Origin of the sequence: Hoylesella oralis ATCC 33269 (assembly GCF_000185145.2) — a bacterium.
Taxonomy (GTDB): Bacteria; Bacteroidota; Bacteroidia; order Bacteroidales; family Bacteroidaceae; genus Prevotella; species Prevotella phocaeensis.
In genome coordinates, this window is the sequence record NZ_GL833119.1 from 717,502 (window position 1) to 741,534 (window position 24,033).

The 24,033-nt window shown below is 44.7% G+C and carries 17 protein-coding genes; 10 read left to right on the top strand and 7 right to left on the bottom strand.

From position 1 onward, the window contains the following. Window positions 1–104: 104 nt before the first annotated feature. On the top strand, window positions 105–2,078 hold the full coding sequence (gene gyrB / locus HMPREF0663_RS05610; RefSeq protein ID WP_036875689.1) for a DNA topoisomerase (ATP-hydrolyzing) subunit B: 1,974 nt from the start codon (window positions 105–107) through the stop codon (window positions 2,076–2,078). 168 nt (window positions 2,079–2,246) lie between these two features. On the opposite strand, the gene HMPREF0663_RS12370 is transcribed toward gyrB, so the two are convergent. Together HMPREF0663_RS12370 and HMPREF0663_RS05615 are read right to left on the bottom strand one after the other, a co-directional pair. Beyond that, window positions 2,247–2,351, bottom strand: coding sequence for a ClbS/DfsB family four-helix bundle protein (locus HMPREF0663_RS12370; protein ID WP_072873612.1), 105 nt, complete (start codon window positions 2,349–2,351; stop codon window positions 2,247–2,249). Window positions 2,352–2,565: 214 nt separating this feature from the next. Next, window positions 2,566–5,775, bottom strand: a complete 3,210-nt coding sequence (locus HMPREF0663_RS05615; protein WP_040560263.1) for a S41 family peptidase — start codon at window positions 5,773–5,775, stop codon at window positions 2,566–2,568. Between the two features lie 193 nt (window positions 5,776–5,968). On the opposite strand from HMPREF0663_RS05615, the gene HMPREF0663_RS05620 reads away from it, so the two are divergent. Next, a complete protein-coding gene (locus HMPREF0663_RS05620) occupies window positions 5,969–7,174 on the top strand; it encodes an SGNH/GDSL hydrolase family protein (RefSeq protein WP_004369325.1) in 1,206 nt (401 codons plus the stop codon). A 211-nt stretch (window positions 7,175–7,385) separates the two neighbouring features. Here the strand turns inward: HMPREF0663_RS05620 and HMPREF0663_RS05625 are convergent, their stop codons facing one another. Continuing rightward, entirely contained in the window at window positions 7,386–8,813 is a 1,428-nt protein-coding gene (locus tag HMPREF0663_RS05625) for a hypothetical protein (RefSeq protein WP_004369326.1), read from the bottom strand. A gap of 501 nt (window positions 8,814–9,314) precedes the next feature. Here HMPREF0663_RS05625 and HMPREF0663_RS05630 point away from each other — a divergent pair. From HMPREF0663_RS05630 to HMPREF0663_RS05665, 8 genes are all read left to right on the top strand, one after another. Further along, the gene (locus HMPREF0663_RS05630) at window positions 9,315–9,725 is read left to right on the top strand and encodes an energy transducer TonB (protein ID WP_004369327.1); all 411 of its coding nucleotides are present in this window, start codon (window positions 9,315–9,317) and stop codon (window positions 9,723–9,725) included. Window positions 9,726–9,854: 129 nt separating this feature from the next. Further along, the gene (locus HMPREF0663_RS05635; protein WP_016665473.1) at window positions 9,855–10,286 is read left to right on the top strand and encodes an Hsp20/alpha crystallin family protein; all 432 of its coding nucleotides are present in this window, start codon (window positions 9,855–9,857) and stop codon (window positions 10,284–10,286) included. Window positions 10,287–10,836: 550 nt separating this feature from the next. After that, on the top strand, window positions 10,837–14,031 hold the full coding sequence (locus HMPREF0663_RS05640) for a SusC/RagA family TonB-linked outer membrane protein (RefSeq protein ID WP_004369329.1): 3,195 nt from the start codon (window positions 10,837–10,839) through the stop codon (window positions 14,029–14,031). 25 nt (window positions 14,032–14,056) lie between these two features. After that, window positions 14,057–15,670 (top strand): RagB/SusD family nutrient uptake outer membrane protein, encoded by a 1,614-nt coding sequence (locus HMPREF0663_RS05645; RefSeq protein ID WP_016665474.1) that lies wholly within the window; start codon window positions 14,057–14,059, stop codon window positions 15,668–15,670. Between the two features lie 27 nt (window positions 15,671–15,697). Further along, on the top strand, window positions 15,698–16,492 hold the full coding sequence (locus tag HMPREF0663_RS05650; RefSeq protein WP_004369331.1) for a hypothetical protein: 795 nt from the start codon (window positions 15,698–15,700) through the stop codon (window positions 16,490–16,492). 147 nt (window positions 16,493–16,639) lie between these two features. Next, on the top strand, window positions 16,640–18,289 hold the full coding sequence (locus HMPREF0663_RS05655) for a C10 family peptidase (protein WP_016665476.1): 1,650 nt from the start codon (window positions 16,640–16,642) through the stop codon (window positions 18,287–18,289). Between the two features lie 173 nt (window positions 18,290–18,462). Further along, the gene (locus tag HMPREF0663_RS05660) at window positions 18,463–19,128 is read left to right on the top strand and encodes a uracil-DNA glycosylase (protein ID WP_016665477.1); all 666 of its coding nucleotides are present in this window, start codon (window positions 18,463–18,465) and stop codon (window positions 19,126–19,128) included. A 6-nt stretch (window positions 19,129–19,134) separates the two neighbouring features. Further along, a complete protein-coding gene (locus HMPREF0663_RS05665) occupies window positions 19,135–19,800 on the top strand; it encodes a DUF3109 family protein (RefSeq protein ID WP_004369334.1) in 666 nt (221 codons plus the stop codon). Window positions 19,801–19,929: 129 nt separating this feature from the next. Here HMPREF0663_RS05665 and HMPREF0663_RS05670 read toward each other — a convergent pair whose 3' ends face one another. The 4 genes from HMPREF0663_RS05670 to ftsZ form a co-directional block, all read right to left on the bottom strand. Further along, window positions 19,930–20,808, bottom strand: a complete 879-nt coding sequence (locus HMPREF0663_RS05670) for an AraC family transcriptional regulator (RefSeq protein ID WP_004369335.1) — start codon at window positions 20,806–20,808, stop codon at window positions 19,930–19,932. Between the two features lie 204 nt (window positions 20,809–21,012). Further along, complete coding sequence (locus tag HMPREF0663_RS05675; protein ID WP_004369336.1) at window positions 21,013–21,951, bottom strand: alpha-L-rhamnosidase N-terminal domain-containing protein; 939 nt, start codon at window positions 21,949–21,951, stop codon at window positions 21,013–21,015. Window positions 21,952–22,143: 192 nt separating this feature from the next. Next, window positions 22,144–22,593 carry a GatB/YqeY domain-containing protein gene (locus tag HMPREF0663_RS05680; RefSeq protein ID WP_004369337.1) on the bottom strand — a complete coding sequence of 150 codons (450 nt, stop codon included), beginning with the start codon at window positions 22,591–22,593 and terminating at the stop codon, window positions 22,144–22,146. A gap of 71 nt (window positions 22,594–22,664) precedes the next feature. Next, window positions 22,665–23,999, bottom strand: coding sequence for a cell division protein FtsZ (gene ftsZ, locus HMPREF0663_RS05685; RefSeq protein ID WP_004369338.1), 1,335 nt, complete (start codon window positions 23,997–23,999; stop codon window positions 22,665–22,667). Window positions 24,000–24,033: the final 34 nt, after the last annotated feature.

Here is a 24,033-nt window from a genome sequence, read left to right on the forward strand (position 1 = left end):
TGGAAATAATAGGGCATCATTTTGTTTTACGCATTTTTAGTAACAAATTATTTCGTTATATGTTCTTTTTTTATTATCTTTGCAAGAAATATATAGTAAAGAAAATGGCAGATATTCAAAACAACGAGAATAATTATTCGGCCTCCAATATCCAAGTGCTTGAAGGACTTGAGGCGGTACGTAAACGCCCTGCAATGTATATTGGCGATATCAGTGAGAAAGGCCTTCATCACTTGGTGAATGAAACCGTAGATAACTCTATTGATGAAGCCATGGCCGGATATTGTACCGACATAGAGGTAACGATCAACGAAGATGAGTCGATAACGGTTCAGGATAATGGTCGCGGTATTCCCGTTGATGAGCATAAGAAGTTGCACAAGTCAGCACTCGAGGTTGTTATGACGGTTCTTCACGCCGGTGGTAAATTCGATAAAGGCTCTTACAAGGTCAGTGGTGGTCTTCATGGTGTAGGTGTGAGTTGTGTGAATGCACTTTCATCTCATATGCTTTCGCAAGTGTTCCGCGATGGCAAGATATATCAGCAGGAGTATGAAAAGGGTAAACCGCTGTATCCAGTTAAAGTGATGGGCACCACAGACAAGCGTGGTACGCGTCAACAGTTTTGGCCAGATAAGACAATCTTTACAACCATCCATTATCAGTGGGATATCATTGCTCGTCGTATGCGTGAGCTTGCTTATTTGAATGCAGGTATCAAGATTACATTGACGGACTTGCGTGCTAATGAAGAGGGGAAGCCTCGCGTGGAAGTCTTCCATGCTAAGGATGGATTGAAAGAGTTCGTGCGTTACGTAGATCGTCATCGTACCCATCTTTTCGACGATGTTATTTATCTGAAAACCGAAAAACAAGGAATTCCAATCGAAGTCGCTATTATGTATAATACGGATTACTCCGAGAATATACATTCGTATGTAAACAATATAAATACCATAGAGGGAGGAACTCATCTTTCGGGTTTCCGTACAGCACTTACTCGTGTGTTGAAAGCATATGCCGATAACGATCCCGTTATTTCGAAACAAATCGAGAAAGCCAAGATAGAGATTGCTGGCGAAGACTTCCGTGAGGGACTTACGGCTGTAATCTCTATCAAAGTTGCCGAGCCCCAGTTCGAGGGACAGACAAAGACTAAGTTAGGCAATAGCGAGGTGTCTGGAGCGGTGCAACAGGCGGTGGGAGAGGCTTTGACCAATTATCTTGAAGAGCATCCTGCTGAGGCAAAGAAGATTTGCGAAAAGGTAGTTCTTGCAGCAACAGCACGTATTGCCGCCCGTAAGGCTCGTGAAAGTGTGCAGCGTAAGAACTTCATGTCGGGAGGAGGGCTTCCCGGCAAGTTGGCCGACTGTTCCAATAAGGATCCTAAAGATTGTGAGATATTCCTCGTCGAGGGCGACTCTGCCGGCGGTTCTGCCAAGCAGGGACGCGACAGATATACACAGGCAATTTTGCCGTTGCGCGGAAAGATTTTGAATGTAGAGAAGGTGCAGTGGCATAGAGTGTTTGAAGCGGAGTCGGTAATGAATATCATTCAGAGCATCGGCGTGCGTTTCGGCGTAGAAGGAGAAGACGATCGTGAGGCAAATATCGACAAACTACGCTACGATAAGATTATCATCATGACCGATGCCGACGTCGATGGCTCGCATATCGATACGCTGATCATGACATTGTTCTATCGTTTCATGCCGAAAGTTATCGAAGACGGGCATCTTTATATTGCCAATCCTCCGCTCTACAAGTGTTCTTATAAGAATAAGGTAAGCGAATATTGCTATACCGAACAGCAGCGGCAAGCATTTTTTGATAAGTATGCAAACGGGGATGAGGATGCAAAGAGCATCCATACACAGCGTTATAAAGGCCTTGGTGAGATGAACCCCGACCAGTTATGGGAGACTACAATGGATCCAAAGTCACGTTTGTTGAAGCAAGTAAATATTGAAAATGCCGCCGAGGCAGACGAGATATTCTCCATGCTTATGGGCGATGATGTTGAACCACGTCGCGAATTCATCGAGCAGAATGCTACTTATGCAAATATTGATGCTTAATTAGGTCTTTTTATATCAAAGGAATTATCAGAAAATATCCAACCGCTTTCGAAAGTTATTTTAAATACTTTTGAAAGCGGGTGTTTTTTGTAGGCAAATTGCATGCTTTGCAAAGTCGACAATGGTATTGTGTATAAAATCTACTTCTCTTTCTTCTCTTATCCATAATTATTCCATCATTGCTTTCTTCCATTTTCTTATCTTCGTTCTAAACATACAGAAGGGAGCGACAGTATTAATGTGGATAAACTTGTAAACCTCCCATACAGTCATTTGGATAGCTTCATCTGCCTATATTCTTTGGTGTGGGCGGAAGAGTTCATCCTCTGATATAGCATCGATAAGTTTGCAAATAGCTTGAACATTTTGAAACCATCGATAGGCGTATACATAGTTAATCAGCTTGTTTGTCAGCTGAGAAAATGGATCGTACAGGCAGTTTGTAAGGACGTTATTTCTCTACGGTAGTTAATTTTAATTGGTGTTCTTATTTTTTCATCATTACTTCTACGGTGCGCTTTAGCTGTTCATCGTTACCGTTAAGATAGTCTTCCGGTGTGTTATAAATTTCGATATCAGGATCGAGTTGGGTATTTTCGCCGAAGTTGCCATGCATATCCCGACAGCCTACCTGCGGTATGCCGAATACCATGCTGTTATCCATAAGTGTCTCCCACCATACAGCTGTCATTGTTCCGGCAACGGGGGTGCCTATCAATTTACCGATACCGAGCTCTTTATATATAAAGGGGAAACCGTGTCCGTTGCTGTAGTCGTCTTCGCAGATCATAACACAAGAAGGTTTCACCCATTTGTTCCAAGGATCATAACCTATATATTTACCGTTCGGAACGAAGCTCTGATATTGCTTACCGCTTAAGAGCGTGCACAAATCATCGTGTAACCAACCACCTCCGTTATGGCGTTCATCCACGATAACAGCATCTTTCCGGCGGTTCTTATCGCTTAGCAGTTCGCTGAATACAGTACGATAACTTTCACTGTTCATCGCTTTAACATGCACATAAGCCAGCTTTCCGTGCGACAGACTATCCACAATCCGGCGGTTGCGGTCTACCCATCTTTTGTACAACAGTTCTTGTTGAGCGCTTTTGCTAATGGCCTTCACCGTTACATCGAAGCGTTTTTTCGTAGAGGGGTTGAAAACAGTAATACGGAGCGGTTTGCCTGCTTTACCGTCGAGCATGTAGTTATAATCCTTTCCGGCAAGTATTTTCTCACCATCTATCTTTTCTATTACGCATCCGGCATCTACTCCGGTGTTCTTAACGGCAAAAGGTCCGCGCTTGATAACTTCTTCCACTTTCAGTCCGTCGCCCATGTATGCAGGATCGAAGAACAATCCTAACGCGGCAGTATTCAGGTTCGTTCCATTCGGATAATAGCGGGCACCGGTGTGAGAGGCATTCAATTCGCCGAGCATCTCGCTAAGCATGTCTCGAAAGTCGTAATTATTGTTGATATAAGGCAGGAACTTGGCGTAAGTCTTCTTGTAACTTTCCCAATCTATACCGTGCAAATCGGGTTTATAGAATTTATCCTTTACCTGCTGCCAAATATGGCCGAAGAGATATTCGCGTTCCTGATACGGGCGATAGTTGAAACGTGCTTCGAAGTCGATGTTTTTGGATGAACCTTTCGAAATGTCTATCTGTTTTATGGAATTACCTGTACAAAGATAGATATTCTTAAAGTTTTTATCGGCAAGAAGGTCGCCCCTTCCCACATTCTTCATCACAATTTCGGTCTTGTTTTCCTTTAGATCGTGCTTCCAAAGGTCGTATCCCCCTTCGAAAGCGGCCTGATAATACAGCGTATCGCCCCCCGGACTGAGCAAAGCATCACCGAGTCTCGACGAATTTACCGTCAGTCGTAGCACTCGGTCGCGGCAGTTATCAAGGTCGAACTTCAATATTTCTTCTTTCTTCGGCTTCTTTTTCACCGTTACGTCTACAGTCTTTTGCTCCTTGGCGGCAGCCTCTTCTTTCTTGGCTTCATCGTAGAGAGTCTTTTCTTCTTTCGACATCTTGAAGCGTTCGTAAGCATCGAGGTCGAAGAACATAATATACATGTCGCTTTCCGATCCCCAACTGCCATGACTTCTGTACCCTGCACGGTCGCTTTCGAATATCATTGCCTTGCCTCCGAGCACCCATTTGCCGTTTCCATCGTTGTATCCGCTCTCGGTAAGGTTATATATTTCGCCGTTACCCGAAGCACTTACCAGCGCAATATCCTTATTGTTCCACCCGCCGTAGCCGATATAGCTTGCCAAGAGCCACCTGCTGTCCGGGCTCCATGTGCACCATACGTCGCCATCGGAATAGGAGTAGTTGTACTTGCCGTCCATTAAAGTACGTACGGTTTTGCTTTTCAAGTCGACTGCACGCAGGGTGTTGCGGTTTTCAAGGAAAGCTATACTCTTGCCATCCGGGCTGTATAACGGCTGAAAAGAGGTAGAGTCCGACTTTACGAGCTGTGTCTCTTCCAAATCGGTGGCATAGGTAAACTGTTTTTCGCCTTTGTTCTTAATCGTTGTTTGATAAATCTGCCACAATCCGTTGCGTTCCGAAGCATACGCGATACTACGCCCGTCGGGAGCAAAATCAATGCTACGTTCCTGTTCGGGAGTATCGGTAATCTGCTTGGTTGTTCGGTAGTCTATCGACGTAACATATACATCGCCGTGCAAAACAAAAGCTATTTCTTTACCAGAGGGCGATACTTTGATTTCGGTGGCTCCGTTGGTCTTTATCTGACGTATCAGGTCGGCATCGTTCTTATCGGCGGTAATGTTGATATTTACCTTTGTTGGCTCGCCTCCTTCGCGAAGCGTGTATATTTCACCATCGTAACAGAAACACAATGTGCCGTTTTCAGCGGCGGTAAGGTAGCGTACCGGATTGTCTTTAAAGCGAGTCAGCTGCGTTTTATCGGCACTTTCCACATTTCTGCGATACACGTTGAATGTGCCGTCTTCTTCGCTTAAGTAGTAAAAAGACTGCCCATCGGCCGCCCAAACGGGATTTCTATCTTCGCCGTTGAATGCGGTCAGCTTGGTAAACTTGCCATTCTTGTTCAGCCATATATCACGTGTAATGGGCGAACGATGATGTTTGCGGAACTCATCTTCATAGCCTTTTTTATCATGATAGAGTATGTCGCCGTTTTTGTTGATGCTCATGCTCTCCATTGTCACGGCAGATACCAAGCGTGGGCGGCTTCCTTTCACATCCGTTTCGTACACCTGCGGGAACTGGCTCGAAGCAAAATAGATCGATTTTGCTGTAGGCATGCCGGTTGTTTCGAATAAAATGTGTTCGTTATCGCGCCATGTCATCGGTATTTCATTACCACTGTCGGTGGTTAGTCGTTTGGGTTCGCCGCCGTCTTTGCTCATTACGTAGATATCGTAACTGCCTTCTCGGGTAGATACGAATGCGATGCGTTCCCCGTCGGGACTCCATATCGGGTAAGATTCATAGGCGGCATTCGATGTAAGTTGTCGTGCATTACCGCCCTGAACGGGTATCGTAAAAATATCACCTTTATAGGAGAAAGCAATCGTAGTGCCGTCCGGAGAGATAGAACTGTAGCGCATCCATAACGGATGTTGCTGAGCTGTTACCGATAGGGCGAACATTATGGATACGAACGATAAACATATTTTTCTCATGTCGACATGGTTTGTGCTAAATACAAAATATTGGTTGCAAATATAAGTAAAATATTCTATATAATAAGGTGTATTGGTTAAAAAATGAACATAGAACAAGTAATGATACCAATTCGCAGGTTTTTCATAAGAATAAGACAGGGATATACCGATTTTTGTAATTATCTTTGCATGGTTTTAAAAGCATGTAGGGATGAAGAAAATTGTTTGTATCTTGTTACTGCTATGCTCCTTGGGTATACAGGCGCAAGAGCCATTGCATCCGAATGGCGAAAATATTTACGATCATTGGGTAGGCACGTGGGCTTGTGCACCGCAGCCGGTGGTAAAATCGTATATGCCTTTCAACAACGAAATGACCAATCGTTCGGTTCGTCAGGTTGTTAAAGTTTCGATAGGAGGCGATGTTGTGCGTTTGCACCTGTCGAACGAATACAGCACCGAGCCTGTAGAGATACGTTCGGTATATATCTCCGCATCTGCAGACTCGTTTGCCATAGAGCCTAAAACTACGGAATATCTGCGTTTCGGTGGGCATCAACGCGTAACGATAGAACCGCGGAAAACGGTTGTCTCCGATCCATTGCGCTTTCATCTGAAGCCTTTGCAGCGCATAGCCGTTACCATTAACTACAAAGTAGCGCCGAAAGAGCCCACTGTACACATGGGATCGCGTACCACTTCCTATATTCTGAAAGGCAATTCCGGCCCACGCACCGATTTCGAGAAGGCTTTCCGTGAAGACCATTGGTTCAATATTTCGGCGATAGACGTATATAATGTGAATGCCGATGCCGTGGCTATTATCGGCAATTCTATTACCGATGGCAAGAACAGTACTACGAACCGGCAGGACAGATGGCCCGATGTAATGTCGGAAGAGTTGTATCGCAAAGGGCATGGCAGGGGAGTGTTGAACCTCGGCATAGGCGATAATCGTGTGCTGACCGTGGGGCTCGGTGCTCCTGCTATGGAGCGATTCGACCGAGATATATTGCAGCAATGTGGGATAAAAGAGGTGATTGTTTTCGAAGGCATCAACGATTTGGGCACGAGTAAGGACGCCAAAAACACGGCACGTCGCCTGATCGAACAGTATGCCATTATGATACGAAAGGCGCATGAGCACCATCTGAAAATATACGGCGGTACGATTATGCCGATGAAAGGCAGTGCATATTTTACGGAAGAGCATGAAGAAGGGCGGCAGATAGTAAACGAATGGATACGTAACTCGAAGGAATTCGACGGAATACTCGACTTTGATGAGCTGATGAGAAGCACAGAAGACCGCTGTTCGTTGCGCAAAGAATGGCAGAGCGATTGGCTTCATCCCAATGCAGAGGGATATGCCGTGATGGGCAGATATGCTGCAGAGTTCTTGTTAAGCGCAAAGTAGTCGGCGGAACATCGTGTACCTGTGAATGTCTGATTGCCGGTTTATTCTTTCAGATTATGAAGTTTTGTGCAGGCAGGCCTTAAGAATAATGTGCTTAGAGTGCACATGTAACAATAATATATACACCCTTTAAGTGCATTGTTCGTTATGTATATTTATAATGTGTGATGGGGATGTTCTTGCCGCTGGCTGCACATGGGGGTGGCAGGCATTACAAAAGACTTAAATCGAGCTTCTTCCCGAGGCGGCTCTTGGTAGAACGTATGGCTTGTTCAGAGCAGCAGAATGACTGCGCTTTGTGCCGATCGTCTTTGCCGTTTCGCTCCATAATACAGAAAAACGTTTCTTTTGGTGTAAGTGCATAGGCCGGATTGGCAATGATTTCGGCCAAACGGGTGTCGATAACACGCATGATGTTTGTAACAGCCACCTGTTCTTTCTTTCCGAACTGGCTGATGTTCTCATCGTGGAGTATACTGTAAAGCACGTCGATGCCGAGCTTCGTTTGCGATATAGAGTCGTAGTCGGTGCCCGTGGTCAGCTGTGCAGGCAGCCTTTTCTTCAGCTTTTCTATCTCCATGAGTTTGGTGTCTGCGGCCTGCTTCATCTCTTCGATAGTGATATTTCGGGCTGTCAGTTGGGCTGTCATTTCGTCCTTTATAGCAGAAATGCGGTCGTGATAACGTTTGTACAGTTGTTGCGTGCGGCGAAAATACCAGTAAGTGAGCACGAAGATGATAAGCAGAAGCCCGATGATGGCTACCGAGAACCCGAATTTTTGTTCGGCCTTTTCGCGCTGCATCACCTCTTTATCGTATTGATTTTGTATTTTCACGATGTCGAGATGTTTCTGTTCGGCGTTCAAAGAGTCGTTGAGAGCTTTGAGTTTCTTCATGTCTTCCAGTGCCAAACGGTAGTTGCCGGTGCGTTCGGCAAGCCCGCTGCGAATAAGAAGTCGGTTGTATTCGAGCGTCGCACTGCCGTTTTGGGGCATGATACTCATAAGCATTTGCGCCTTTTCATCTTTGTTTTGCCTGAGATATATTTGGCACAAGAGCGACATGGCATTGCCTATAGCCGACGAATCTTGCGCTAACATTACGGCTCGATAAGCATGCTGTTCGGCTTGGCCGAGCGAGTCGTGCAGCATGTCGTAATAGGCTATGTTTTTCTGAATAACCGACTGTTGGCTTTTGTCGGACTGTTTATAAAACTTGGCGGCCTCGTTGTTTGCCTTCAGAGCGCTGTCCTGCAGGTTCATATCGAAGAAAGTGTTGGCCTGATTGATAAGAACATCCACCACATATTCGGGCTTTCCGTATGCTCGGGCATACTTCAAGGCCAGCCGCTGGTAGTGCAGAGCAAGCTCGCCGGCACCGTTATTCTCGTTTATCCAACCTATATATTGACAAATGCGATAGCATGTTTTTGTGTCGTTCAGCTGTGGAAGCAGCTTTTCGGCCTCTTTTAGCTGCAACATGGCGGGGTGATAATCCTTACGGTCTATGTAGATAACGGCGCTGTCGAGGTATTTTCGGGCCATCGTTTCGGCGTCTTCGGCCGATGAACGGTTACCGAAAAGCGTACAACCGCTGCATAGCAATAGAATTGAAAGGGCGAAGTAAAAGGTTTTTCTCATTCGTTCGTTTAAGTGCAACCTCGTGTTATGCAAAGATAGTGCAAGCCGAATACAAACAAGTTTGCTTGAAATTGTTGAGGCGAGACCTATCTTATGCAAAGATACATCAAAATCTTAAAAATGCAAATAAAAGTCTCTGTTTTCATCAGATGTTCGGCCTGTTGGTCTTAAATAGACTTCTTTCGGGGGTAGATATACGGCCTGTATGGTATAGATGCCGTATCTGTTGAGGATAGATGACAGGTATGTTTGTGGTAGGAAATATGTCAGGTGGGCCTACTTTTTGTTTGTTAATATTTTGATAATTAATTATTTAGGTGTTGTGTGTTGTGTCAATCGTAGATAGGGTGTTGACAAGGATGCCTTTTTCCTTTATCTTTGCTCCCGAAACCAATACTTAAATCTGCAAAGTGCAATGCGTATGCGGTTCGTTTTCGTCGTACGAACACATGCCATTGCACTTTCGTTTTACGAATGTTCCTTTAAAATGTAAATAATAATATGAAAAGATTGTGGGCAGTATTATTGATGATGGCAGTCGTGGGAGTTGTTGACGGACAGTCTGTGCGTGACCGGTCTGTTTGTTTTAGCCCCGTTGAACAAATGCCGGAGTTTGTGGGTGGTTCTCAAGCATTGCTGCAATATTTGAGAGAGAACGTGGATTATCCTGAGAAATGTATAGAAGACGGCATTCAGGGAAAGGTGATTATTTCGTTTGTGATAGATAAAAAAGGACGGGTAACGAAACCATGTGTCGCCCGATCCGTGCATCCTTTGTTGAACAAAGAGGCTCTCCGTGTGGTGAAAAATATGCCCCGATGGAACCCCGGAATACTATCCGGCAAACCTGTCAAGGTAAAGTACTGTGTTCCGATTGTGTTTAAATTGCCGATACCTATATGTTGCGAATAAGACAAAATGTCTTCGCGTTGTGACAATTTGGCACGATTATTCCTTTGGTATGCTTGTTGTAATGTTATCAGTGGATTCGAAAAGAGTCCGAGAACATTAAATAAAAGGATTTTAAATAAAACTGGAGGAATGATTATGTTACCGATTATGCACAGAAATTCATGGTTACCGAGTGTATTCGACGATTTCTTTAACACAGATTTTATGCCACGTGCAAATGCTACTGCGCCTGCTATTAACGTGATAGAACACGATAAAAGCTACGTTGTAGAGTTGGCCGCACCCGGATTGAAGAAAGATGATTTTACCGTAAATATCAACGATGAAGGCAATCTTACCATAAAGATGGAACAGAAGCAGGAAAATAAAGATGAGAATAAAAAGGCCCATTATCTGCGTAGGGAGTTCAGCTATTCTAAGTATGAGCAAACTCTGCTGCTGCCCGACGATGTAGATAAAGATAAAATCTCTGCCAAAGTAAACGACGGCGTACTTACTGTAGAGTTGCCGAAGTTGGAACAATCCGTTCAAAATGTAGGCAGACAAATCTCTGTCGAATAATACTCAGAGAAGAAAAAGATAGGGTAGTTTGTTGATAACGATACCTATCTGCGTTTATAAACCATAGGGAGATGAACAGATTATGGTCTGTTTATCTCCTTTTTTCGTGTTGTTTACCGCATGTTCGAACACTTATATCGCTCATCATTCATCCCTTATCTTTTATCTATCTAAATCGATAGCAGATCACAGGTATAACTTACAGTTCGGAAGCAATATCTCGAAAATACTCCTATATTTATCAATCGGGCTTTGTGCATCGCATATTTATAGCACTTTGTTAATAAATGTTTAATTCTTCGTCTGTTTAATAATTTTATTTGTTGATATAACAAAATTATACTATTTTTGCAAATATCCATATTTGTGATGGAAATAGTTTCGTCTCGTTTGGAGAAACGGGTAAAATAGTAATAGATTGTAAGTAAGAATAATGAAACTTCCAATGATATTAGGGAAAATTTTTTGAAACAGTATGAAAATGATATAAAACAGTATTTCGAAAGATAGATAATTTACAAATATATTAATTTTTAAGAGAGAGATTTTTATGGAAAAAAGACTAACAATGATTCTTGCGTGCCTCTTCTTAAGTGTAGGAGTGGCATTGGCGCAGATGCGTGTTACCGGAACCGTAGTTTCTTCGGAGGACGGGGAACCGGTTATCGGTGCATCTGTTAAGGTTGTTGGCACGAATACTGGAGCGGCCACCAATCTGAATGGTGAGTTTACGCTGACTGTTGCTGCCGGTGCCAAGATTTCGGTTTCTTATATTGGCATGCAAACACAAACGCTTACGGTCAAGCCAACGATGAAAATCGTACTCGAACCGGACGACAGAACTCTCGACGAGGTGATGGTTGTGGCTTACGGTACGCAGAAGAAGTCGGCTTTTACCGGTTCTGCTGCTGTTGTAAAGTCTGATGATATCAGCAAAGTACAGGTTACCAGTCCTGTAGAGGCGTTGAAGGGTAAGGTGTCGGGTATCCAGATGTCGCAGGCTTCAGGCCAGCCCGGAGGTACCTCCAATCTCTATATTCGTGGTATAAGTTCTATTAATAGTGGTAGAACCCCGTTGTATGTAGTCGACGGTTCTCCTTTCGATGGCGATTTGAACACTATTAATCCGCAGGATATCGAGAATATTACGGTACTGAAAGATGCGGCCTCGGCAGCACTCTACGGTGCTCGCGGTGCTAATGGTGTTATAATGATAACAACGAAGAACGGGCGTACCGACCATTCGTATATAACGGTCGATGCTAAATGGGGTGTCAATTCGCGCGCTATTCCCGACTATGAATATATCAATGATCCCGCGGGTTACTATGAAACATGGTACAGAGGTTTGTATAACTACGCCAAAGGTACTCGTCAGTATTCGGATACTCAGGCAATGGAATTTGCTAATCAGCACCTTACAGCAAACGATGGTTTCGGCTTGGGATATAATGTATATAACGTTCCGCAGGGCGAATATATGATCGGCTCTAATGGGAAACTCAACCCGAAAGCTACATTGGGTAATGTAATTTCTTATAATGGAAACCAGTATATGCTCTATCCGGATGATTGGACTAAGGCTACTTACAAGCATAGTCTGCGTCAGGAGTACTCCGTAACGGCTAATGGTAGCACGGAGAAGTCTACTTTTTACGCTTCTGCCAATTATCTGGACCTCGAAGGTATTACCAAGAATTCGGATTATAAGCGCTTTACAGCTCGTCTGAAAGGTGATTATCAGATTAAACCTTGGCTGAAAGTGGGTGCCAACATGAACTATGCGCACTATACGCAAAACTCTATTGCCAATGACGGCTCAGCTGGTAGCTCCGGTAATATGTTCTCTTTAACGAAAGTGGCGCCGATCTATCCGCTGTATATTCGCGACGGGCAAGGTAATATTATGTGGCATCAGGAGTCAGGCATCCGCCTTTATGATTATGGAGACGGCAAGATCAATGGTGCCCAACGCCCTTATTTGTCGCAGGCAAATCCGTTGTCGGACGCGCAAGTAAATCTGCGTTACAATGAAGGGAATACATTCAATGGCGTCGGAACCATGGAGATACGTTTCCTGAAAGACTTCAGGTTCTCTTCTACCAATAGCGTATATTTGGATGAGAATCGTGAGAACCATACGACGAATCCTTGGTTCGGGCAGTATGCAAGTTCTAAGGGTATTGCCGTAGTGGGCCATGGACGCAGATGGTCTTATAACTATCAGCAGTTGCTCAATTGGCATCATGTGTTCGGACAGCACGATGTGGAGGCGATGGTTGGTCATGAATATTACCGTACAAGGGTGTATTCTCTGTCTGGCAATAAGAGCAATATGTTCTCTAATGATTATCCGGAGCTCAATGGCGCGGCTATTACGCAAGGTGCTTCGTCGGAAAAGACGGATTACAATACGGAAGGTTGGTTCGGTAGAGCACACTATAGCTATGGTGATAAGTATTTCGGTGAATTTTCTTTCCGCCGTGATGCTTCCTCATATTTTGATCCTTCATACCGTTGGGGAAACTTCTGGTCGCTCGGAGGAGCATGGATTATCTCTAAAGAAAAATGGTTCAACGCACCATGGGTAGACGAGTTGAAGTTCAAAGCCTCTTACGGTGAGCAAGGTAACGATGCTATCGGTGCTTTCAATTATATCAATACTTATACGATTACTCCTTCTGCTGGAAATATTTCTCTGCTGCCTCGAAGAAAAGGAAATACTAAAATTTCTTGGGAAAAACAGGGTATGTTTAATACCGGTTTTGAATTCTCGTTCTTCCGTCAGCGCCTAACGGGTAGCATTGTTTTCTTTAGTCGTCAGACCAATGATATGCTTGCTTGGTTCACACTTCCACCTTCTTTCGGTTGGACAGGTTACTATGCTAACATCGGAGATATGCGGAATACAGGTGTAGAAGTTGAACTTAACGGCGATATACTCCGTACGAAAGACCTTGTGTGGTCTGCCCGTATGAACCTGACTTCGTATAGAAACAGGATTACACGGCTTGCAGATCAGAATAAGACGCTTACTATAGAAGGTAAACGTGGATATACCAATGGCAATTACTTCTATGGAGAGAAACTTCCTATCTATACATATTATATGTACAAGTATGCCGGTGTAGACCAAAATACTGGCGAGGCGCTTTATTATAAAGATGTGTATAAGACAGATGCCGAGGGTAATCGAACCCTATCCGGTCGGGAAACTACCAATACGACCTCGGATGCGACCATGTATCTGTGCGGTACGGCTCTTCCCGATGCTTATGGCGGTTTCGGTACATCATTAGCTTGGAAAGGTATCGATATTTCTGTAGACTTTACCTACCAGCTGGGTGGACAGGTTTACGACGGTGACTATGCCAGCTCGATGAATCTCGAACGCGGTCATGCATTGCATGCAGATATATTGAATGCATGGAGCGCAGATAATAAGGGTTCTAATATACCCCGTTTGCAATTCAATGACAAGTTCATGACGGCAAGAAGCGACCGTTTCTTGACAAGTGCTTCTTACTTGAATTTGCAGAACGTAACGATCGGATATACACTGCCTAAGAGATGGATACGAACGCTGGGTATCGCAAAGGTGCGTGTATATGCTGTGGGAGATAACCTATGGCTGTGGTCGAAACGTCAGGGACTCGATCCCCGCCAGAGTATTTCAGGCTCCGTATCCAATGAGTATTACTCTCCTATTCGTACGGTATCAGGCGGTATAACAGTTACATTCTAAGGTGTTTTTTAAAAAGATGATGTTTATGAAAAAGATAAATCAATCGATATTAGGTGTGGTATTTCTCGGTTTGGGGATACTGTCTCTTGTGAGTTGTATCGATGAGACCGAGCCTATGAACGGTACTGCTACGACGAAGCAGATAGAACGTTCGCCTTCTGCTACGAGGGCTTTGGCGAATGCATTGCCCGCATATTTCAATTATGTATGGAATCGTAGCGCGCATTATTCATTCGGATATGGTGCTATAATGCATATACGTGATGTGATGACTGCCGACATGGCCATAGCAGAAAGTAATTATGACCAGTTCGATATGTATGAGAAGAACACTTATTTAGGTACGGAGTATCAAAGTGTACAGTTTATTTGGAATTATTATTATGGTTTTGTGCTTGCCGCAAACAACTTGGTTGGCGGCGTAAATCCGGAAAGTGCAACCTCCGAACAGTTGGGGTATCTCGGTGTCGGTTATGCGTTTAGAGCGTTGTGTTATTTGGATTTGGCGCGTATGTACGAGTTCTTGCCGAACGATAAGTTTACTGATGGCAAGAATGAAGTGGGTAATACGGTAACCAACTTGACCGTTCCTATCGTAACGGACCAAACTTCCGAGCAAGATGCCCGTAACACTCCGCGTGCTACACGCGACCAAATGAAAGAGTTTATCCTTAGCGATTTGAATAAAGCCGAGCAATATATCGGTAAATTAACCGATACTTCGGGAAAGATCATGCCCGACTCGGCATGTGTATTGGGATTGAAAGCACGCTTCTATATGTGGATAGAAGACTATCCCCATGCCCAAGAATATGCGCGTAAAGCTATCAATGCAAGCAAATTGTCGCCCATGACGCAGGAGCAGGCATTGAATACTACAACGGGTTTCAATGTAAACGATCCTTGGATGTGGGGCGCTAAGCAAACTTCCGATGATATAAGCGTAAGAACAGGAATTATCAATTGGACTTCATTTGCCTCTAATGAAACGAGCTTCGGCTATGCCGGTGGTGGAGGAGTTTATAGTATGATAGGCAGAGCCATATACGATCGTATCAGTGATACCGATTGGCGTAAGCTCGAATGGAAAGCTCCTACCGGTTCTACATTGGCCGATAAGGTTTCTTTCTTGAGTTCAACTTACAAGCAACAACTTCCTACTTATGCTTCTGTGAAGTTCCGTCCGGGTAGTGGAAACGACAGAGAATCATCAGTTGCTGCAGCCACTTGCTATCCGATTATGCGTGTGGAGGAGATGTATTTCATAGAAGCCGAAGCTGCCGCACACCAAAATGCAGCAACCGGCAAGCAATTGCTCGAGACGTTCATGAAAACTTATCGCGATCCGAGTTATACCACATCGGCAAGTACACAGGATGAGGTTATCGAAGAAGTTGTATTCCAGAAACGTGTAGAGCTATGGGGCGAAGGTCAGTCGTTCTACGATATCAAACGTCTGAACTACTCGGTTACCCGTTCATATCAAGGAAATAACTTCTATGAGTTGTGCCGTTTCAATACGAATGGGCGCCCTGCATGGATGAATATTGTTCTTGTGCGTAACGAAACGAATAATAATAAGGGTGTTGTAGGTTATAACAATCCGAACCCTTCTGATAAATATCAGCCCATTCCATAGTATGAAGTAACTTTTAAAAAAGCCAAAATGAAAAAGATTTCTAAATATATTTATATGGCATTGGTCGGTGCTCTCATTTCGATGGTTGCAGCATCTTGCACCGATGAATACGAATACGCGCCGGCTGCAGCGTCTAAAGGTAACGCATACATCAATGCAGAGGGTTCTACGGTCTTAGGTTTTTTGCCTACTGCAGACCAGACTTTCAATGTCAAAGTGGTTCGTTCCGACTCTGCACAGGCCGGTACCGTGCATCTTACTTCGTCGAATACGAAGTTTCAAGTACCTGCGGAAGTAACTTTCAATGCAGGAGAAAAAACGAAAACAGTATCTGTTAGTTTCAATATAGCAGAGGCTTCTACAGATACTGTCGTTATCTCTGTAGCAAGCGATGACGCCTATGAATACGGACCGACCGGTCTTACATACGTGGTTACACGTTATCAGAAGTATGAGGGAACGTATGTTTCGACATTGTTGGGAACCCAGTTCGATACTCCGATCTATAAAATCGGTGAATATACTTATCTTATTCCCGCTTCTAAAGATGGTTGGGATTATGACATCACGTTTACAATTAACAAAGATAATTCGGTGGTTATTAGCGGACAGCGAGCATTCAACCATTCCAGATACGGAACGGTTTACATGATCGGGAATGCCAAGGGTGACGCTAAAGTTACGGCAGAAGGCGTCGAAGGTTCGGGTGTTGCAGGTACTTATGATACCGCCTCGAAAACCGCTACACTGAAAGTAGCGTTTATGGTTCCCGGGGTTAGTTCTTTTGGAACAAAAAACGAAACAATCGTGTTTACCGATTAATCAACGACAATTATATTATATAAGCCGGATCGGAACATCCTGATCCGGTTTTTTCTTACATCAACAATCGGCGGTTTTGCAGGGCATTGTTACGGAAAGATAAGTAAGTAATTGACTTGCAGAGTGCTTCTTAAAATTGTAAATGTTATGAAGAAAATTTTTATTTCTTTGGTATTAATTGGGCTCGCGGCAGTTGTACAGGCAACAGAACGCACCCGTTCGGCGAAACTTTCGGCAGCAGTGGCCGTTATTCAACATCCTGCAAGTGCGAAAGGAACATGGGGCACCGATGACGGAATACAGGAACTACATGCCGAAAAGATGCTCTCGGTCTTCGGATATGCAGGTGGCGGTTTCGCCATCATTGCCAACGACGATGCTTTTCCGGCCGTTATAGGCTATTCGGACAGCAAATTCGACTTGCAAGGCAATGGAGGTTTGGCTTGGTTTGTACGCACCGCAGCCAAATCGATGGCTGCCATGATAGCCGAAGGTAATGCCCGCAAGGCACCCGTCATTCCGCAAGGGAACTTCAAACAGACCGTTGCACCGCTGTTGAAGAGCACATGGAACCAAGATGCTCCTTATAACTCGCAGTGCCCTACCACGGCAAGCGGTGCGGCATATCCTACAGGTTGCGTGGCTACGGCCTTGTCGCAGATAATGTATTATCACCGTTATCCTGTACATGGAAAAGGTTCTCATCAGTATAGTTTCACCCCCACAACGGGCGATGGACGCATATTAAGTGCCGATTTCGGGGCTGCCACTTATGATTGGGACAATATGTTGGACAATTACGTAAGGGGAAATTATACGCAGACGCAGGCAACCGCCGTTTCAACATTGATGCTCCACTGCGGTGTTGCCGTAGACATGCAATACACACCCAACGGTAGCGGCGCCTATTCATCGGAGGCACGAACGGGTATGATCAACTATTTTACTTATAATGAGAACATCGATTTGTTGAATAGGGCTTTCTATTCTGTTTCTGAATGGATGAAACTGATTTATACGGAACTGAACAATGATCGCCCCATTTACTATGCCGGTGCCGATGCAACGCAAGGAGGACATGCCTTTGTGCTCGACGGTTACGATGCAAACGGACTGATACATGTGAACTGGGGATGGGGTGCCGATGGCGGAAACGATTACTACGATATTGCTTTATTGAACCCTACAGGCTTTCAATTCAGCGAAGGACAAGACATGCTGATTTACATTTCACCCGAAAAGACGGGAGAGTATCAATCGCATATAATAGCAGAAGAAGCGTTCGATGCAAGGCATCTCACCAAAAAGATGGTGTCCGTATTCACCAAGAACTTATACAATCTTTGCGGAGAGCCTTTTTCCGGCACTGTTGCCATTATCTTAGACGGCAATGGCAAGAAGCAGGTTTTGAAAGAAGATGCCATAAACAACATTGCCAACGGGCATTTGATAAATGTTCAACTTGCCGGCGTAGTAACCTTACCGGAGTCGTTGAGCGATGGCGACTACCGTGTCTATCCTGCTTCGAAGACTGCCCGTGACAGCGATTGGCGCTTGGTTCGCCGCCCTGAAGGCATGGTCAATAGCGCTGTTTTGCATGTAAAGAACGGCGATTATACCGTAACGCTCGACAAAGATGATGCATGGACAACTATCACGGCGATAAAGCATATCGAGTCTGTTGCCGGAAAAAAGAACCAAAAAATTTATACTGTCGACGGTCGTTTTGCAGGTTATGATATGAATTCCCTTCCTCAGGGTATCTATATCGTAAATGGTAAGAAGGTGAGCAAGTAACGATATCAGGCGTTTTACATATTGTCAAAACTCTTTGCAGGCTATCCTATTCGGGATAGCCTGCTTTGCTATCCATGCTTCCCGTACTGTTTTCTGTCTTTATGCTTTGCCAATCGGCGATAATATCGTATCTTTGCAACGATAGCATTTGGAACGAAAATATCCGTATTTATATGAATGTTAAAATAGAAGAAAGTTGGAAACAGCATATTGGTACCGAGTTCGATAAGCAGTATTTCATCGACCTAACACGCTTCGTTCGCGAAGAATATATGCAATATCAATGTTTTCCGCCCGGAAAATTCATCTTCAACGCCTTTAATCTTTGTCCGTTCGACAAGGTAAAGGTGGTCATTATCGGTCAAGATCCCTACCACGAACTCGGACAGGCGCACGGTCTGAGCTTCTCGGTAAACGATGGTATCCCCTTTCCGCCATCGCTTGTCAACATTTTTACGGAGATCAAGCAAGACCTCGGTACGCCTATACCTGCCACAGGCAACCTTACCCGCTGGGCCGAACAGGGTGTGTTGTTGCTCAATGCCACGCTTACGGTGCGGGCACATATGGCAGGCAGCCATCAGCGAAAGGGTTGGGAAGAGTTCACCGATGCGGCTATAAAGGCGCTGAATGCCGATCGCGAACATCTTGTTTTCATACTTTGGGGCGGTTATGCCCGCAGCAAAGCATCGCTTATCGATGCCTCCAAGCACCTTATTCTACAGTCTGTGCACCCTTCTCCTCTGTCGGCCAATCGTGGAGGATGGTTTGGCAATCACCATTTTTCGCGCTGTAATGCCTATCTGCAACAGCAGGGTATCGAGCCTATCAAGTGGTAAAGTCTCATGCAGGAACGCGAACTTCATATTCTACAGGTGGGAAACGTGCTGGTTTCGCCTGATATTCTTACCCAGAAATTCTGCTGCGATCTTGATGTATGCAAGGGAGCTTGCTGCATTGAAGGCGATGCCGGTGCGCCTGTTACCCTCGATGAAATCGGAGAAATTGAAGCCTCTTTAGATCATGTGTGGAGCGAACTGTCGGCTTCGGCGCAGTCGGTAATCGACATGCAGGGCGTGGCTTATGCCGATAGGGACGGCGACCTTGTTACCAGCATCGTAAATGGAAAAGATTGTGTTTTTACTTGTTACGAAGGCGGAATGTGCCTCTGTGCCTTGGAATGTGCCCATAGAGCCGGTAAAACCAAATTCTGTAAACCCATTTCCTGTGCGTTGTACCCCATTCGCGAGAAGCGTTTTTCGAACGATCTTGTAGGCATCAACTATCATAGGTGGGAAATCTGTAGCAGTGCAGTACGGAAAGGAAACGAATTGAACCTGCCTGTCTACAAGTTTCTGAAAGCCCCTTTAATTCGTCGTTTCGGTAAAGAGTGGTATCAAGAGCTATGCCAAGCGGCGAGAGAATTGGGTATTGAAACCTCTCCCTCCCCCTCCGAAAGAGGGGAGAATCGGGGAAATGATGAGGGAAGAGTGATGAGTGAAGAGCGATGAACTGTGATGAAATCTCGTTTAAAACCAGCAATCTGTTATTTTATTCTTTTACCTTTCTCCCTTTGAAACGTTGCAATAAGGGTGACTCACCCCTTTGTAAGATGGTGGCGGAGGCTGCTCTTTCTCCATTTAGCTCCTCCTGTACTCCGATGGAGAAGTTCCCACATGTTCCTTAAAATATTTACCTAAAAAACTTTGGTTCGGGAAATTCATGTCTTGGGCAATTTCTTTGATATTTTTTGTTGAGTTCTTTAGTTGTACTCTTATCTCTAAGGTAACGTAATTATCTATCCATTCGTTGGGCGTACGACGGCTAATCTGCTTGATTGTTTCCGATAGGTATTTGGGCGTAATACCTAATTGAAGGCCGTACCATCCCACACGTCGTTCACGTCGGAAGTTCTGTTCAACCAGTTTGATAAAGTCTCTAAAGATGGTTTCCGCACGTGTTTGCTTCTTATCTTTTATATTCTGTATACGGTAGATGGCGTTGCTGATGTCATAGATCATCGTAGTAAACAACGATTGTACCGTTTCTTTCCTGAAATGATGGTCGGTATCGTTCACCCGTTCCTTAATCATATTGAAGTAGGTGATAAGTGTTTCGGTCTCATCTGCATGAAGTGTGCATACCGGATGGCTTCTTGAGAACAGAAAAAGCGACGACAACTCGTGGATGCCCTTGATGATTTCGTTGAAAAATTTATAAGAAATGAGATATCCTATACCGTTGCAGTCGCCACTGAGCATATAGTTATCGACCACTTGCCCCTCACTTATAATGATTATATCGTTGGGTTTCACGGTTTGTTCTTCGGTATCCACGGTGTACCGCGCACTTCCGTTCCGACAGAGCGCCAAGAGTAAACAATTCATACGTCGCGGTTCGTTGGGTAAGGGTATCTCGGCAAAGTTGTCGAATATTACCAAATCGTTGTCTATACAGCTGGCATGGGTGATCCTTTTTACCGTTTCGATGGTTATTTCGTTGATAGGTTTTCTGTTCATTTCTTGTGTATTTTGGTTACAAAAATACGAAAAATCTTTGAAATAGTTTGTAATTCATGGAAAAAGAGTGATGATCTATGTCGCATAAACGATATGTCTGACAAACTTGCTTAGCAGGGGTAATGCCGGTAGAGGGTATGTCTGTGGTAACTGCCTGTGCAAGGTGGGGGAAAGAGATAAGAGAATGAGCGGTGATAAGAGGATTTAAAAAGAAAAGGCATCGTGGGTATAAGGCACTATTTCGATGGCTTCTATCTCCTGTATCTGTTCTCTGCTGAAGCGGTTATCGCCATATACGATGACACGGCGGCATTCGGGCAATGTGAATTTGCGATAGGCCTGTTCGTCCATTTTGCCGTTACAGACGTATTTCATGCCTCCTATATCGATGTTCTCGCCTATTTTTGCATTACGCAAAGTTACTCTTATCCAGCCACGGAAAGCTGTTCCGAATTCGTAGAGCGTGCTGTCTCCCCCGGTATCGAAGTAGTTCTGATGGCGTATGCGGTTCACTTTGTATGCCGGATAGCAGCCTTTGTAAACCTTTGTTTGTTCTTGATGCGTGTTGGGAATGCTTATGGCGCTGAGCCAGCATGCTGCATCTATGTCTTCCGAATTCCACTTCAGCGGGTAGCAGGTGTTGTCTAAAAGTTCGCCGCCTGCAGGCAGTAGCCGGCGATTGGCTTTGTGGCATAACCAACTTTCGTCGGACACGTGGGCGAAGCGTCTGCCATCTTTCGTCTTTCCGCTGTATGTTACGGATAGCTGTCTGGGGTTGATATGCGGGTAAGAGGGCGAATACCACACGGCTATGGTATTGTTGCCGGAGCAGAGAAAGCGCGTGATATCGTACTCGGTAGTTATGCTGTTGTCTGACATTTCTTCACGGTAAGGCGTAAGAACATCGGTACTTATATTGCGTTCGTTCACGAATAATTCGAACCTTCCGGTAGTCTTGATGCTGATTGTGGCTTGTACGGGGCGTTCACGGGTAGTATATGTGCGGCGAAACCATATCTGCGATGTGCTGTCTACCGTGGGGTAAGCAATCCAATGCGTATCGAATTCTTGCGCTACAGTGTGGCTGCCTGCCAGTAAAAACAGACAGGCAAGTATGAAATATCGTAGTTTTGTTACGTCCATAACCGGTACAAAAATACTGTTTTTAGTGCGTATTCTTATACAATTTTTGCAAAAAATGCAGTAAACCGCTGTGCAGTATTCGCTTTTTAAGTCAACTCTGCTATCGGTATTTACAATCCTTTGATTTAAAAGGATAATAAAAATGGAGACACGAATGGTGTCTCCATCTTGCCGGTATGGCTGTATATCGATTTAAGAGAGTAATTTTTTGACGATTTCAGATATCATCCGACCGTCGGCTTTGCCTGCCATTTGTTTGGAAGCCATACCCATTACCTTGCCCATATCCTTCATGCTTTGTGCACCGGTATCGGCAATGATGGCTTTCACTGCCTGCTCTATCTCTTCCGCAGAAAGTGCTTTGGGCAGGTATTCCTCTAATATGTTTACCTGAGCCAGTTCTTCTGTTGCAAGATCTTCGCGGTTGTTATTCTTATAGGTCTGTGCGGTTTCCCTACCTTGTTTGGCGAGTTTCTGAATTATCTTCAGCGCATCGGCGTCTTCCAACGTATCGTTAGCGCCCGGAGCTGTCTTGGCTTCGAGGAATACTTTCTTGATGTTTCGGAGCGTTTCTAACCGAACTTTGTCGTGAGCCTTCATGGCTGACTTGATGTCTTCGCTTATTTGGTCGAATAATGCCATTTTCTTTTTGTTTTTAGAATGTATCGGCAGGATGTTTATCGATTTTTGCCGTTGTAAATGTTTTATTGTTTTTATGCAAAAGAGATGACTCCCTGTATAGGTTCTCCGCCGTCTTTATTTTCGGAATTCCCGTTTCTTGCAGCTTGATTGCGTATCTCTTCGAGCATCTGTCGGGTACGCTTGTAGGTGGGAGTATTCTCTACTGCGAGGATTATATCTTCATTGTCGAGGTCTTCGGGACGGAACAAAAAGATGTGGGGGCGCCGTTTATACTGCGTATTGTTACTGTCTTTGCCGTAATAACGATTGCGACGATCCTGCCGTTCGGCCGCTTTTTCCTCTTCTTCTGCTATACGGTTTGCCTCTTCTTGGGTATGCTTTCGACCAAGATGCGAATTCATACCGTCGACATTCTCAATTCCGAAACCTGTTGCAAGAATAGTTACCTTGACGCGTTTGCCCAGTTCGGGATCGATGGCAATACCCCATTTGATTTCAAAATCGCTGCCGAATTTGGCCATGAAGTCGTTAACATCGTTCATTTCTTCCATCATCAGGCCCGATTTATCGTTCTTCTCGTTGCAGAAATTGATGCTTAGAAGAATTTTTTTCGAATTGAATATGTCGTTATCATTGAGAAGCGGCGAGTTTAAGGCATCATCTATAGCTTTTCTTACACGCCCTTCACCTTCGCCATACCCCGTACTCATGATAGCTACCCCGCCATCTTTGAGCACTGTTTTTACATCATTGAAGTCGAGATTGATAAGTCCGTGGTTAGTAATAATCTCGGCTATGCTCTTTGCGGCTATGCTCAGTGTGTCGTCGGCTTTGCCGAAAGCATCGAGAACCGTAAGCTCCGGATAGATTTCCCGTAAGCGTTCGTTGTTGATTACCAATAAAGCATCGACATGCTTCGACATCTCTTCCACGCCATCAAGTGCCTGATCGATTTTACGATCGCCCTCGAAACGGAAGGGAATTGTTACAATTCCTACGGTTAGGATGCCGAGTTCTTTGCTGACTTTTGCAATGACAGGGGCTGCACCTGTGCCGGTGCCGCCGCCCATGCCGGCTGTAATGAATGCCATTTTGGTGCCGTCGCTCAGCATTTTGCGTACATCTTCGATGCTTTCTTCGGCTGCCTCGCGAGCTTTGGCGGGTTTGTTACCGGCGCCGAGTCCCTCTTTTCCCAATTGTAAATGCACGGGTACGGGGGAATCGTTGAGGGCTTGATTATCGGTATTGCATAATACAAAACTTACATCATGAATGCCTTCGCGGTACATGTGGTTCACTGCATTGCCGCCACCACCACCGACACCGATTACTTTAATGATGCTGTTTTCCTTTTCCGGTTCTCCGAAATCCAGAATGGAGGGTTTGTTATTATCTTTGTCAGGCATAATGTATTTGGTCTAAAATGGTTCGTTAATAATA